Here is a 13912-nt window from a genome sequence, read left to right on the forward strand (position 1 = left end):
GTCAAGCTGATTCAGGATGGACAGTTACCAATCAGTCCGGTTGATACCCGACGCTCAGGGCCAACAAACCTCTCGAACTGACGAATCTCCAATATTCACGACGATTGCGCGGCGGCGTCTGCGCCGTCGTACAGTACGCAGCTCTGGTAGTGCCCGAGCACGTCCGGGCACTCCAGCAGCGGATGGCCGTCAAGCTGCACCCATGCGTGCATTTTTTGGGTGGGCACATGCACGCCCAGGACCACGGCCGCAGTCATATTCAGGCGCCGCAGATAGGCGTATCGGCACAGGGATATGAACAGGCAGTCCTGCTTGCTGCGCCGGCCAAATGCGGCGGCCAGCTCGCCCACGGCCACGTGTAGCGGCGGCGCGGGGCGCCGTCCGGGGCGCACCAGCAGATGGACCAGACCAACGGCCGCGCTCACGTTCAGCAGGCGTAGCGCAAGCATGGCAATACGGCGAATGCGGCGCGCACAGGCGACGTCATGGTCAGGGGCGCACTGCAGTTGGCTGTACGAATCGCGGTCGCGTAGCGGCGCGTCGCACGGATCAAGGTCACAAATGGTGTTGCGCTGCGCAATGCTGCGGTCCTCGCTGCGTCGGCCGAATCCCAGCAGCAATGCCAGTGGGGCCGGCCAGCCCGCTTCGGAGCTGACGAACAGGTGTCCGGTGCGCGGCGCGATTGTCGTGTAGGTGCCAAGTTCGGCGTCATGGACCGGATACCAGCGTTGTTTCATGGGTTTTCTCCAGAAGGCGCCTAGAAGGCGCCGTCGTTGCACGATTAACGGCCGTCGTATTCGTAATAACTATTCATCGAATCGCGATTGCCGGTGTTGGCGCCGCCCTTGATCATGCTGCGGTCGCCGCACAGTTGCACGGAATAGCGGCGGAAAATACTAAAAACAAATTTCATGTCAGGTCCTTGGATGGCAAAGTAAATGGGTTGTAAAACGCATCAAAAAGTCAGTTCGTGCATACCTCGCTTTCGTTCATGTTGATCATGTCGCCTTCGAGTGAATAGGCTTGGGTCGACGGCGGTGGGCGGCCTGGCGCGTGGACCTGGTCCAGCCACAGCGCAATCGACAACAGCACGCTGAACATGAAGTTGCCCGCATCGAGGCCGCGGCTGGCGTTGTCGGCCAGCTTGACGAGGTAGCGCGGGTGACAGCCCAACTGCGCGAGTGCGTCGGCGTTGCGCTCGAACACGGCGAGGATGGTGGCGCGCGCCGCCATCGCGCCGCGGTAGACGATGCCCAGGTGGTCAACCTTGGACGGGCGGTGCCACAGTGCGGCGGGCAGGTCGTCCCCAAATGCGGCGTGCGCGACGGGCTTTTGCGCAACCGCCGCCAGCGTGGGCTGCGCGCGCCACAGCGTGGCGCAGGAGCGCAGCACCTCGCGGTCCATGAAACCGGATTCGTAGCGCATCTGCGGATGTCCTGCGAGCACCAGCTTTTGCGGCTGGGAAGGGGCGATCATTGCCGGGTTCCAGCTGCCGTGGCGCCGGTTCAGTTGCTGGGCAATTGCCGCTGTCCGTTCCGCCACATCGGCGCGCAGGGCGGGGCGCAGACAGTCCTTCAGGTTGTTGGGCAAAGCGTATTCGACAGCGCTGCCGGGTTGCAGTCGGAACAGGGTATCGCCGCCGTGGCCATTGAGCAGGATGCCAGCCTGCATAGCCTGCGCCGCCTGAACAGTGGCAGTGATGGCGCCCCAGGCGGTCGATGCGAGTGTCGGAGCGTCATGCGAAATGATCTCATCAAGGCCGGCGAACGGAAGGTAGCGGCGATGATCGACCAACTGCACGCGCCCGGGCTGGGCTAGCAGGACGGCTGCGCGCATCTGCCCCTCGCGGGCAAATTCGGGGTAGGGAAACTGGCAAGTGACGCTGCCGGCGTAACGTGTGGGCGCCACCGCCAGGCAGCGCGCGCGGATGATGGCCGAATCGACGCCGCCGGAAAAATCCGACGCCAATGGGGCGTTGGCGGCCAGCGCGCGCAGGCGTTCGTCGACGGCGTCGCGCACCGCGGCCGCAGCCTGCAACGCGCATGCCGGACGATCCTGGTAGCCGTCTATCGCGGCATCGATGACTGCGTCGATGCGTATGCGCCGCTGCAGCGCACCGGCGCGGTCAAGCAGCACGCATTCGCCGGCAGGCACGGTCTGCCAGGCTTTGAACATCGTCACAGGATGCGGCGACCATTCAAACGGACCGGTAACGATGCTGCGGGCGATGAAGTCGGCTAAGCCATCGGCGTTCAGCGCTCCGCGCAAGCCGTCTGACTCGCCCACGCCGCGGTGCAGCGCCGGCAGCGCGTCGCGCACCTCCAGCCGCCCTTCGATACTAGCGTGATACAGCGAAAACGTGTGGAGCGGGCCGACCGCCAGGGCCACCTCGCCGCTGCGCCGGTCGACCAGGGCGAGCGCCCAGGCCATCTCCAGCCGCTGGGCCATGCGGGCGACGGCGGCGCATGGGTCGCCGTCGGCGTTGTGCTCATCAGCGCTGAGCAAACTGGCCAGCGCACTGGCATCGAAGCGGCCTCCCCGCTCGTGCCAGAGCAGCAGGCGCCAGCGGGGCGTGGTCAGATCCGAAGGGGTTCGCAGCGAGTGGAGCATGGGAGTGGCATCTTCGACGTTGGCTTATGAAAAACATAGTGTGCTGGTGGCGTTGCTCGCTGCGGCGAGCCCATCGCGCTGAATCTGCTCAGGGACGGGGCCGGCAATCTGGTGGGTTAACCAGGCCCATCGACAGCGCATTGCCGCCATTGATGGTGCAGACAAAGGTCTTGTTATCGCTGGCGCGCACGGTGACGTAGGTGTTAACCCCTTCGGTCTTGCGGGTCAACAAGGTCAGCGCGCCGGTGGGATAGCCGAGCGGGCCGGCGACTTTTGCCTTGGCGTCGTCGTCGGACAGGAAGTTGGTTTTTTCGGCAATGGTGGAACAGGCGCACAGCGCGCATGCGGCCAGACAGCACAACAGGGAAGATTTCAGCATGGTTTCGTGGCGTAAGGGTGAGGGCGTTGAATGCCCAACAACAGAAGGTTGTTGAGAGAATCATAGGCCAACGCCAAACCGGATTCCATGGAACAGATGTTCTATGCGAGCGTTCCCGGCGCCTGCACCAGCTTGCCCAGCGCGGTCTTATTGCTCACGCCCAGCTTGCGGTAGATGGCATGCAGATGATTGCGCACCGTCGCCGGGGAAATTGCCAGCTCGCGGGCAATTTCCTTGTATTGCAAGCCGTGCACGGCGCATTTGGCCACCTTTTGCTCGGCCGGCGTCAGCGCCGCTAGCGGGTGCTTGCGTACCACTGACAGGGTGATCAGGGCCCCATCGCGGTGCGCGCGTATGTCCAGGGTCGTGCCGCAGTACCTGCCATGGCGCGCCTGTTGCAACTCGCGCACCAATTGCTCGGGCAAGCGCGGCGGCTCCCACTGCGGCCATTCCGACTGCAACATCTCGATCACGGCCGGTCCGGGGAAATACAGGTGGCCATTGCGGCTGCACAGCACCGAGGCGCTCTGGCACGGCGCCGTGCTGGCAGCGGAGGGCGACCGCTTGCTCACCTGCCGTGCCTGCAGTACGTGCGAGAGCAGTCGGGTGGCCAGCGCCTTGTCTTCAACGGTATAGGGGCGGCGCCTGTCGGCGCGCCACAGCGTCATACCGCAAAACCGGGTCGGCAGTGGCGTCTTGGTGATCAGCGCGAGCGCGTGCGCGGTTTCATACTTTTTGCAGTACGCCAGCACATTCGGGTCGGTAAACGTTGCGCCGATATCTATCACCACGCTCACGCCAGGGTTGACGAAGGCCGATTTCAGCAACACATCCTTGCTTTTCGGTGCAGCCCCGTGCTCGACGCTTTCCTCACCGACCGTTTCAGTGCGGTCATGGAAGCGCTCTATCGAAGTCGCGTGCAACTGCACCGATTCCATGGTCAGGTTGCCATGCAGGCTGACCGCGCAATCGGCAATTCCCCCAGAATCGAAATGCAGCGATTTTTTCAGGCGCAGGAACCACGCCTCGGACAAGGTCGACAGCGAGGCATGCATGGCGTCGTAGTACAAGTCCAGTATTAAGACGTCGTCCGGTTCCATGTGCTCTTGGGTGACAGTTAATCGTGGCACTGATTTTACATAAAAATTATCTGATGGGCAACATTTCAGAGCAATCGCCTTTGCAATCGAGAGGCGGATGATTGTTCGGGCCGCCGCAAATCGGGCGTACCTCGTTCGACCTTACAACCCACTTACTTTTTCATCGCCTTCGTCGGCTTAGCTACCTTCCCAGGTAATGCCTTTTTCCGCTTGGCCGGCACATCCATTTCGCCCGGATCCAATAAAAGTAGCGTATCAACGTAAGAGACCATGCGGCTCAGATAATCCGGCGAAATTTCCTGCATCATTGCCAGCGAGCGCAGTACCAGCATGTGGGAGTTGATCGGCCCGGCATTGATCGGCGCCTGTTTCATGGCCTGCGCCAGCTGTTTGTCGACGCTCAGTCTGGCCCAGGTAGCGCGTGATTCGCGCACGGTCTTCAGCTCGAGGGTGGAGGAGCCGGTTGCGGTCGCGTGCGAGGTTGCACGTTGTACGGTGGGATGTCCCGGTGCACCGGTCAAGGCCGGTTCAAGTTGCGATACCAGCTCAGTCAATGCCGCACATTGCTCACGCGCTTCCAGCTCGGCTAGAAAGTATCGTAAGCCTTTGAAATCGTTGGATGCAAACAGCCGCTGCAGCTCGGTGGCAGCGTGTGGATGCTTCTCGCAAGCAGTGGCGAGCATTCTGGCTGCGGCAGTGCGCGCTTGCTCGAATCGCTCGGCAAATACGGCCAGCGCCCGTGCGAGCTTCGTCTCCAGCATGTGCCGCGCGCTCCCGTCGTGTGCCGCAGCGCGCCGCGCCAGCGTTTCGAGATAGTGCCACCCTGCAGCGTCGAAGCGTCCTCCGCCCTGATCCCTCACGCTCGCAAGCAGGGTATCAATGCTCGATTCCGGTACCGCCTGCGCAGAATCCATTGCCTGGATACCATCGTCACCCATTGGAAGGCGCTTTGGCAGAAGAAGACTTGGGTACCGGCGCCATCTCCACCCGCCGGTTCTGCGCGCGCGCGGTGTCGTCGGTGTTCGCTTTTACCGGCTGCTCGGAACCGAATGCGGCGGCAAACACCATCGACGAAGGCATTCCTTGCTCGACCAGGGTGCGCGTTACCGTTAGCGCACGCTGCGCCGACAGTTCCCAGTTGTCCGCAAACGGTCCGTTGCGGATGGGCTTGTCGTCGGTAAAGCCACTGACCATCAGCATCTCGTCGCGTGAGGCGAGGTAGGCGCGCAGCGGCACTACCAGGCTGTTGAGCAACTGGCGGCCATCCGGCTGCAATTTGTCCGAATTTTGTGCGAACAGAACCTGACCACTGATGCCGATGCGGCCATTGTTCAGGGTAATGCGGCCACTTGCCAGCGGCACCGCCAGGGCCTTCTCCAGCGTCATGCGGCGCTGTTCCTCGGCCTGACGTTTCTTCACTTCTGCCTGCAGGCTGGAACTCAGTTCCATCTGCACGCCAACCACTGCCACCAGCAGCAGCACGAATGCGCCCAGCAGTCCGGACATCAGGTCGCCAAAGACGGCCCAGACCGGCGCGCTGTGTTCGGATGCGTCGATGTCTTCCATTATCTGCCTTCGTCCGCCAGCATTGCAGGCAGCTGACGCAGCTCTTCGATGATCACCTTCTGCGAACTCATGGAGAGGTCGATGATCTCACGCGCCTGTGCCACGTAGTAGGCCAGTTGCCCGTCACTGCGCGTCATGGATTTATCCAGGGCGACCTCGATGCGGTCGAGGTTGGAACCGAGTTTTTCATTCGCTTCGTTGAAGGAATGTACCGCTACGCCGAAGGCGGCCGCCAGGCTGGCCACATCCACCGCGCTGCTGGTAACACTGGCGGCAATCTCGGAAAGCTTGCCTGATTCGCTGGCAATGTCCGCGGAAAACGCGATGCTGGCTTCGTCGAGCTTGACGGACGACGACGCCACGAGCGAGTCGATCACCGCGCGCTGTTCGTGAGAAGCATGGTTAATGACGTCCAGCAGCGCGTTCAGCGTTTCCATGATGCGGCTGCGTTCTTCGAGCAGAGCATTGTCGCGCGCAACGCTATGGGAAATCTCCTGGCGCATTTGGCCGATCACTTCGGCGGCTGCGCGCGGCGCTTCGGCGGCGGTTTCGATCAGGCGCGTGATCGGCGCTTCCAAGGCGGTGCCCAGTGTTGTCAGATGCGTGGTGACGGCGGCCTGCAGGTCACCCAGGTGCGCCACCGCCGCGGCGCCACGCGCGGCCTCCTGATCGCGCAGCGCGCCCAGTTCGGTCTGCAGCATGCGGGCCAGCTGGTCCATGCGCTGGCGATGCTGGTCCAGCCACTGCGATTCAGTGGCGATGCGCGAGCGAATCAAGTCTTCGGCCGTTGTGATCAGGCGTGTCGTCTGATCCAGCGACGTACCCATCCCGGCCTGGGTCTGGTCGGCAAGCTCCCGCACGGCGTGTGTGACGGCGGTGCAAATTTCGCGCTGCTGGGCGAGAACCTGCACGCCGCTTTCACGCAATTCGCGCGTCAGCGTTGCCGCGGTTGCTTCCAGCGACTGCGACCAGGCCTGCTGGCGCTGCTCATCCTGCGCGGCCTGGCCGGCCTGCAGGCTGGCATGGGCGGCGCCTACTTGTTCGACCATTGCGGCTGCGCGCTGGTCGAATGCAGCGCTGAACGCTTCCAGCGAACGCCCCATATCGTTGGCGAGGCTGCGAGTGGCTTGCTGCTGGCTGTCGAGCGCGTCGCCTACCTTGTCGACCATTGCGCCTGCGCGCTGGTCGAATGAAGCGCTGAACGCTTCCAGGGAACGCCCGATGTCGGTGGCGAGGCTGCGATTGGCTTGCTGCTGGCTGTCGAGCGCGTCGCCCATCTTTTCGACCATTGCGCCTGCGCGTTGGTCGAATGAAGCGCTGAACGCTTCGAGGGAACGCCCCATATCGGTGGTGACGGTGCGACTGGCTTGCTGCTGGCTGTCGAGCGCGTCGCCCATCTTTTCTACCATTGCGCCTGCGCGCTGATCGAATGAGGCGCTGAACGCTTCCAGAGAACGACCCATATCGGTGGTGAGGCTGCGATTGGCTTGCTGATGGCTGTCGAGCACGTCGCCTACCCTTTCGACCATTGCGCCTGCGCGCTGGTCGAATGAGGCACTGAACGCTTCCAGCGAACGCCCCAAGCCGGCGGCGAGATCGAGATTGGCGCGCTCCTGGCTGTCGAGCGCGGCGCTCCAGGTCTGTGCGACGCTGGCGGTGGCGACGCCGAAGCGATCGGCAAGGCCGTCGAGCTGTTGCTGCACGGTGGCGGCGGTGCGTTCATGCATTGCGGTCGTCTCTATCGCAATGCCGTGCATCGTTGCTTCAAATATTGGCTTGATGCTCTCGCCGGCCGACTGCGCGCTGTCGGCCAGGCTTTCGCGCAGCGATTTGTCGACCGAACGTGCCAGCTCCGTGTAGGCCTCGCTTGCACGGCTGTGGAACTGTTCCTGATTGGCAAGCAGGCGGTCGTTGAGCTGTCCGCTCATCGCTTCGATTTGCAGCATCATTGCTTGCAGTTTGTCTACCACCTGCGGCATGGCCTCGGACTGCACCTGCAGCGCGCGAAAGGTGTGCTCGCGCTGCCGCGCGTGCGAGAAGCCGCTCATCACTGTAGCGGCCTTGACATCGAGGAGCTGGCCTGCTTGCATCCGCTCGCGACGGCAGAGTGCGGACATCAGGCCCAGCACGGCCGAGGCCGCGACACCGGCCACCGAAGTGCCGAAAGCCAGGCCCAGGCCCTTTACCGGCACTGCCAGTGCCGAGCGCATTGTTTCGAGGTCGGCGCTTTTCTCCAGCGTGAAGACTGCTCCCTTGAGCGTAACGACCATCCCGAGGAAGGTGCCGAGCATCCCCAGCATGACCAGCAAGCCGACCAAGTAGGGCGTCAGGGAAGGGCCGGGCAGGCCGGCACGTTCGCCCTCGATGCGCAGGCGTACGGGATGCTGCAGCGAACCATGCATGCCGGACAGGAATCGGTTCAGGTCCGGGAGGTCTTCCGCGATCGCGCCAAGCGCCGTGGTGAGGCTGGCGGTGGCGTGCCGGAAGCGGTGCAACTCGATGGCGCCGGCAAGATACACCGCGAAGATCAGCGCCGTCATGGCCATTGCCAGGGCGCTGGAATCGATGAAGCCGAAGCCGACCCAGATGACCGCGACTGCGCCGGTGATGAAGGCAAGGTTGAACAATAGTTTATTCATGGAGTTTCTTTTTGATTGATTGCTTCAAGGAGTCCTTCGCACGGCTGCAAGCGCAGTTCAGCGCTGGCCAGCAGCAGCGTTTGCAGGGTCTGGCAGAAGCGCGCCAGCCAGCCGCCGGGATGCATCCAGGCCGCCGGGGTATCGGGTTGACCGCTCGCGCTGACCTGTGCCTGATGCGCGGCGTACTGGGCAACGAAGTGCTTTTGCAACAGCAGCGGCACCCTGGCCAGTAGCTTAGCCTCGCGCTCGCGCAAAAATCTTTCCATCACGACGTCGAGCTCCGCGAGCTTTCTGAGGCGGGGCGATGCCTTGGCCAGCGCGTCGCGCAAGTTCACGCGCAGCGGCTCTACGCTCAGTTCGATGTCGCGCTGGTGGGCATCATAGAATTGACGGTAAGGCGCATACGATACCTCCGGCTCCACCAGCGGCAGCTTGATAGGCGTATTGCCGCCCGCGCAGCTTTTGGTGATTGAACTGATCATGAATGCGCGGGTTCGCTCGACTTCGGCAGTCAGGCGCACGCTCGTTGCTTCGCGCGGCACCGTGCTCTGCGACGGTAGCTTGGGCATGCCGCTTTCCAGCACGGACGACAGGGCGATCGCGTCGGTGAAGTGCATCCATTGTCCCAGCTTGTCCGCAAAGTCACGCGCCGGCTCGGCGCCTTCCAACAGGTCGAGTTCAGCAAGGCAGCGGATGAGTTGGGAACTATGGAAATTTGTACGTGGAAGGTCGCGCGTCATGGCGCATGAAGTCAGAAAGGGGAGGTGGAGGCGGAATCGGGGTGCGGACGCCGAGACGCGGGCTTATGCCTTGTTCCATGGAAATAAGGCTACCGGATTATAGCGGCTTCGCTGGGAGAACTCAATTTGGCCGGGAATGGTGGAGGGGCGACCCGGAGAACTGTTCAGGGGGCGAGGCGCTGGCGTAGCGTCCGGAACCGCCGAGGCCAATCGCTCAGCTTGTACTTCGTACGGCGTCCAGATAATCGTTTACGCCCGCGTCGACATACGTGTCGAGCACTGTCGCGAAAGCCCCCAGCTCGTATGCCGTATATCTAGCCGTCAGTCTTGAGCGAATGAAACTTCGCGAGCGCTGCCACTAACCTCTGTTTGGCCAGTGGCACCTCGATTTTGGCAGCGTCGATTGCGATGTCAAGCGCTACTATATCTTCGCTACAATCGATCGGACAGGTCCTGATGAAAATATCCAGCATCGTTTTCTCCGCCATTAGGTTGTATGGGCGGTTCCACGCTTTGATGTACGCCTCGCCACATTGATCCGTGAGCGCCTTCGCTTCGCGCAGGTGCGGTGCGACATAGCGTCGGCGGTCAATGGGATTAGGCATGGTCACTGATGGATGAAGGACGATGAACTTTCAAATTGTACTGCACCCCTGACAACCCTTGCTTCTGATCGAATTGCGCAAGCGAACATAGGGCGATCGGCATTGGCGGTCGATGTAGACTTAACGACGCGTCGCTTTCTTAGCGAGCACAAGACAAAACAGGAGAGCACATGAAAGCAATATGGAACGGCGAAGTGCTGGCAGAGTCTGATGAAACAGTCGTGGTGGAAAACAACCACTATTTTCCGCCTGCGTCCCTGCGGCGCCAGTTCTTCAAGGACTCGGCGACCACGACTGTGTGTTCGTGGAAGGGCACGGCCAGTTATTACGACATCGAAGTGAACGGCAAGACCAACAAGGATGCGGCGTGGCTGTATCCCGCGCCCAAATCGGCGGCTGCGAATATCGCCGGCCACGTCGCATTCTGGAAGGGCGTGGAGGTGGAGGCCTGACAGTGCAAATCCGATTGGGTCTGCAATGAACTTCAGTTGTGAATATATTTCGTGAACACGTCACTGAAATCGCGTTTGGTGTGCGTGTCGAACATGGACGTATTGAGGGCCTCCAGCAACAAGCCGTATTGGACGGCCAGCCCACCTTCACCTGGGGCGATATTGAGCTTGTGCACGGATGCTGTGGCGTCCAGCGTGCGCATCGCGTTGTCCCGCGATGCCGCGTCGCGTTTCTGCTGTTTGCCGATAGTGATCAAAGCCTTGTAAATATCCTTGAGTTGCTCAATGAAGGTCTTCTTGATGTCAATTGAGAACACGATGCCCTCCAGGTCGAACTTGAGTTCGATGTCCATATCGAGCGTTCCGGCAGTCTCGATGGTCACCTTCGAGATCTGGTGGGAGGAATAGTCGTAGCGCTTGATGGAACGCTTCGACGATATCGCCGAGTCGCCGTCTACATGGATCAGGGCCAGGTTGGTGAAGCAGTACTCATCCTTCTTGCTTTTGATGAGAAAGAAGATTTGCTCGCCATCCTCGTTAAACAGGTAATCGTCCGCATCGACCTTGTTGTAATCCGCAGGATCGACGATGACGCCGATATCGCTGATGCCAAGTGACCCGCTGCCAGTCTCTTGAACATGATTGCCTTTGCGGTGTAGTTGAAAATACATTATTTCACGGCTTCAACTGTCGTTCAAGCGATTAAATGGCGGAATAAGAAAAGGCGACGCTCCACTGCACGTCGCCCTTCCAACCGTTTCAGCTGACTACTTACCGCACCACAGTCACCGTCACCTGCTTCGGCACCCAGTTGCCGGCCGCGTCGGCTGCGTTGAACTGGATGGTATGGGTCCCAGTGCTCCACAGGGCCGTGTTCCACGAGTACGACTGCACACCGCCGTAGCCCTGGCCGACCATCGTGTTGTCGATGTACAGGCGGGTGAACAAGCCGGCCGGGCCGCTGTCATCGGTGGCGCGCGCGCTGATGGCGACAATGCCGGAGACGGTGCCCGCGACCGGGTTGTCGATCGACGATACCGGAGCGGTGATGTCCTTGGCGGGCGCCGGCGTCGGCGTGACGCTGCCGTTGGCAACGTTGACCGAGACGGGGGCCGACGCCATGAAGTTGCCGGCAGCATCGTAGGCCGTGGCCACCAGTGCCACCATGCCGTTGGCCGAATTGGCCGAGTTCCAGCTGAAGCTGAATGGGCTGGCGGCGTCGGTTGCGACGATGGTGCCGTTGGCGGACAGGTCGACACGGGTCACGCCGACATTGTCGGTGGCGGTGACGTTGACCGTGGCGAGCCCACTGACCGACGAGCTTGCCGCCGGCGAGGTAATCGTCGACGCCGGCTTTTGGGTATCGGCCACCGGCACCGAAGCGCGAACAGCCCTGACGGCCGCGGCGGCGTTGACGCGGCCGTAACCGAAGCTGGAATCACGCCCGGCAGCGCCGAGGTCGACGGCGCTCGAGAACAGCGCCTGTTCGATCTTGGCGCCGTCCAGCGATGGATTGGCCGCCATCATCAACGCCGCCACGCCGGCTGCTACCGGGCTGGCGAACGAGGTGCCGTTCCAGCCGCCATAGCTGCCGCCTTTCGAGGTGGTCCAGATGCTGGCGCCTGGTGCGGCCAGCGACACAAACGCGCCGTGCGTTGACCAGCTCGTCTTTTTGTCGTACTGATCGGTTGCGGATACGGCGATCAGACTGGTGGTGGGCGTGGTGCTTTCGTTGAGGCCGTTGTTGCCGGCGGAGACGAACACCAGGCCGCCCTTGCTCTTCATGTAGTTGGCCGCGCTCTGGATGGTGGCGTTGCCGGCCAGCGGACCGTAGCTGACGTTGGCAATGCGCGCGCCGCGGTCGGCCGCCCAGGTGATGCCGTTGGCGATCGTGCTCGAATAGGCCTGGCAGCTTCCCGTCGCGCTGTCGTAACTGGCGATGCGGATGGGCATGATCTTCGCCTGACCGGCGACGCTGGCGACACCAGTGCCGTTGTTGCTGCGCGCCGCGGCCGCGCCGGCAACGGCGGTGCCGTGACCGCAGACGTCGGACGTGTCGGTGTTGTTGCTTGCCATGTTGTAGCCGGCGACCATGTTCGGCGCCAGGTCGGGATGCGTGCCGTCGACACCCGAGTCCAGGATGGCGATGGTGACGCCCGCGCCCTGCGTCGTGTCCCAGGCAATGTCGGCGCCGATCTTTGCAATGTGCCACTCGCTGCCGATGTAGGGATCGTTGACCGCCAGCGTGCTCTTGTACTTGCGGTCGAGTTCAACCAGGCGCAGCGCTGGATTGCGGCGCAGTTTTTCGACGATGGCCGTTTCGTTGGCGCCGGCCGGCAAGTCGACGATTTGCAGGTTCGACTGGCCCATCTTGCGGCGCTTGCCGCCGTGTGCTTTCAGAATCTTGTCCAGGTCGTCGCCAGCCAGGCCGGCGCGCCCTTCAACCAGGATGCGGCCACGGGCATACTCGTGCACGCCATCGCTGAAGTCGGCGGCGCGGGCGACACCGGTCATGGACAGCAGCGTGGCCCCGAGGGCCATCGCGATTCGGGTGCGGGAAGTGGTGAAACCATTAGTCAGTGCGATTTTCGACATGCATGAGTCCGTTCAGAAGTAGAGGCACGGCGCAACAACTCGCCGGAAGATTGATGCTGCTGATGAGAACGGTGGATGGTAGTGGCATCGAAAAGCTGCCGCAAGTCATGATTCCAGGCGAACGCGGGAATCGATATGTACTTGATATTGCACGGGAACTTCAGAAAGTCTGCGTCAGAGGCTGGCTTGATGACAGTTTGACTTCGAAAGGATTTGCAAGATGTAAGTCCGTTCCGAATCTTCATAGGAGACCCGTTCGAGCGGTGTTATTTTGTGTATTGAAAATAGCTACGACGTAAATTGGATGAATGGCAAATGTGTTTTCTCACATTTGGTAACAAAGTATTTGAACGTATGTCGCGTGGAGTTCTCATTTCTAAGCGTTCAAACCTGTTCTCGTAGATAGGCCGGGTTTGCGCCGATGATGACGAAGTCTATATCGATGAGCAAGTACGGGTACGGCGACGCCGCGAATAGCGCGGAAAAGCCGGGTCTTGTGGTCATCACTAACCGTTGCATGAAAGTGATTTCAGACGCGTCTTGATCGCCGTCCAGTGTTTGCGCGGACCAAAAAAAAGCTGGAACCAGCTTGACGCAAAGTTCCAGCTCGCTGCGCACAAGGGCAGTTTGCTACGGCAGCGCTTGCGGCTCGGTGTTTTCCGGCGCCGTGGCGACGATGGCTTCTACCGTCGCGCTCGGCTCCGTGTCATCCGGCGAGGTCGCGATCAACGCCATGACGGCAGCGAAGAACGCGTCTACCATCGGCACTGGTGTCGGTGTCGGTGTCGGCACCGGCGCCGGCGTATCGGGCGCGCGGTAATCGTCGCCGTCGCCGCCGCAGGCTGTAAGGCTGATTGCGGCCAGCATCGTCACCGCGACGATGACCGCCCTTTTGCGGCCGGGGATTGTGAATGGCTTCATAGATTTCTCCTCGACTTAGTTATTGCCTGGCAGCGGGGTGTTCAGGTACGGGAACACGCCCTTGAAGTCGGCGGCGGTCTTGCGCACGCCATCGGTCAGCGCCGCGCCGCCGGCTGGAGCATCGGACGGCTTGCAGCCAACTTTGAGCGTGTCGGTGGCGCCGGTCAGCACGCACAGGGCGCCCATGGCAACGCGCAGCGACAGGTCGGTGACGTCGTCGGCTGGACGGCGGCCGTTCGGGAAGCCGGCATTGTCGCCGGCGGCTACGCCGAGCGGACTCTGCGTAGCGACCGGACGCGGCGCGA

The 13912-nt window shown here is 61.8% G+C and carries 15 protein-coding genes and 1 pseudogene; 1 reads left to right on the forward strand and 15 read right to left on the reverse strand.

Going from position 1 to position 13912, the window contains the following annotated elements; translation table 11 throughout:
* Positions 1-95 precede the first annotated feature (95 nt).
* The 10 genes from CR105_RS25660 to CR105_RS25700 form a co-directional block, all read right to left on the reverse strand.
* A complete protein-coding gene (locus CR105_RS25660; RefSeq protein WP_099793565.1) occupies positions 96-737 on the reverse strand; it encodes a lasso peptide biosynthesis protein in 642 nt (213 codons plus the stop codon).
* Positions 738-781: 44 nt separating this feature from the next.
* Complete coding sequence (locus tag CR105_RS29310; RefSeq protein WP_267873920.1) at positions 782-913, reverse strand: hypothetical protein; 132 nt, start codon at positions 911-913, stop codon at positions 782-784.
* Between the two features lie 50 nt (positions 914-963).
* Complete coding sequence (locus CR105_RS25665; RefSeq protein ID WP_099793567.1) at positions 964-2610, reverse strand: asparagine synthase-related protein; 1647 nt, start codon at positions 2608-2610, stop codon at positions 964-966.
* 88 nt (positions 2611-2698) lie between these two features.
* A complete protein-coding gene (locus CR105_RS25670) occupies positions 2699-2989 on the reverse strand; it encodes a hypothetical protein (protein ID WP_099793569.1) in 291 nt (96 codons plus the stop codon).
* 101 nt (positions 2990-3090) lie between these two features.
* Positions 3091-4089 carry a helix-turn-helix domain-containing protein gene (locus tag CR105_RS25675; RefSeq protein WP_099793572.1) on the reverse strand — a complete coding sequence of 333 codons (999 nt, stop codon included), beginning with the start codon at positions 4087-4089 and terminating at the stop codon, positions 3091-3093.
* 152 nt (positions 4090-4241) lie between these two features.
* A complete protein-coding gene (locus tag CR105_RS25680) occupies positions 4242-5027 on the reverse strand; it encodes a DUF2894 domain-containing protein (RefSeq protein ID WP_099793574.1) in 786 nt (261 codons plus the stop codon).
* Positions 5020-5655, reverse strand: a complete 636-nt coding sequence (locus tag CR105_RS25685; RefSeq protein ID WP_099793576.1) for an OmpA family protein — start codon at positions 5653-5655, stop codon at positions 5020-5022. The genes CR105_RS25680 and CR105_RS25685 overlap by 8 nt, the downstream gene beginning before the upstream one ends.
* A complete protein-coding gene (locus CR105_RS25690) occupies positions 5655-8294 on the reverse strand; it encodes a DUF802 domain-containing protein (RefSeq protein ID WP_099793578.1) in 2640 nt (879 codons plus the stop codon). The genes CR105_RS25685 and CR105_RS25690 overlap by 1 nt, the downstream gene beginning before the upstream one ends.
* On the reverse strand, positions 8291-9034 hold the full coding sequence (locus tag CR105_RS25695) for a DUF3348 domain-containing protein (protein ID WP_099793580.1): 744 nt from the start codon (positions 9032-9034) through the stop codon (positions 8291-8293). The genes CR105_RS25690 and CR105_RS25695 overlap by 4 nt, the downstream gene beginning before the upstream one ends.
* A gap of 314 nt (positions 9035-9348) precedes the next feature.
* Positions 9349-9639, reverse strand: coding sequence for a hypothetical protein (locus tag CR105_RS25700; protein ID WP_099793582.1), 291 nt, complete (start codon positions 9637-9639; stop codon positions 9349-9351).
* Between the two features lie 167 nt (positions 9640-9806).
* On the opposite strand from CR105_RS25700, the pseudogene CR105_RS25705 reads away from it, so the two are divergent.
* A pseudogene (locus tag CR105_RS25705) lies at positions 9807-10091 on the forward strand (DUF427 domain-containing protein); the annotation flags it as partial.
* 32 nt (positions 10092-10123) lie between these two features.
* Here the strand turns inward: CR105_RS25705 and CR105_RS25710 are convergent.
* From CR105_RS25710 to CR105_RS25730, 5 genes are all read right to left on the reverse strand, one after another.
* Complete coding sequence (locus CR105_RS25710) at positions 10124-10762, reverse strand: PH domain-containing protein (protein WP_229414129.1); 639 nt, start codon at positions 10760-10762, stop codon at positions 10124-10126.
* 100 nt (positions 10763-10862) lie between these two features.
* Positions 10863-12686 carry a S8 family serine peptidase gene (locus CR105_RS25715; RefSeq protein WP_099793586.1) on the reverse strand — a complete coding sequence of 608 codons (1824 nt, stop codon included), beginning with the start codon at positions 12684-12686 and terminating at the stop codon, positions 10863-10865.
* A gap of 384 nt (positions 12687-13070) precedes the next feature.
* The gene (locus CR105_RS25720; protein ID WP_099793589.1) at positions 13071-13304 is read right to left on the reverse strand and encodes a hypothetical protein; all 234 of its coding nucleotides are present in this window, start codon (positions 13302-13304) and stop codon (positions 13071-13073) included.
* A gap of 12 nt (positions 13305-13316) precedes the next feature.
* Positions 13317-13607, reverse strand: coding sequence for a hypothetical protein (locus CR105_RS25725; protein WP_099793591.1), 291 nt, complete (start codon positions 13605-13607; stop codon positions 13317-13319).
* A gap of 15 nt (positions 13608-13622) precedes the next feature.
* A partial coding sequence (locus CR105_RS25730) for a DUF4331 family protein (protein ID WP_143752802.1) occupies positions 13623-13912 on the reverse strand: 290 nt, incomplete at its 5' end.

Origin of the sequence: Massilia eurypsychrophila (genome assembly GCF_002760655.1) — a bacterium.
Taxonomy (GTDB): Bacteria; Pseudomonadota; Gammaproteobacteria; order Burkholderiales; family Burkholderiaceae_D; genus JAFCUW01.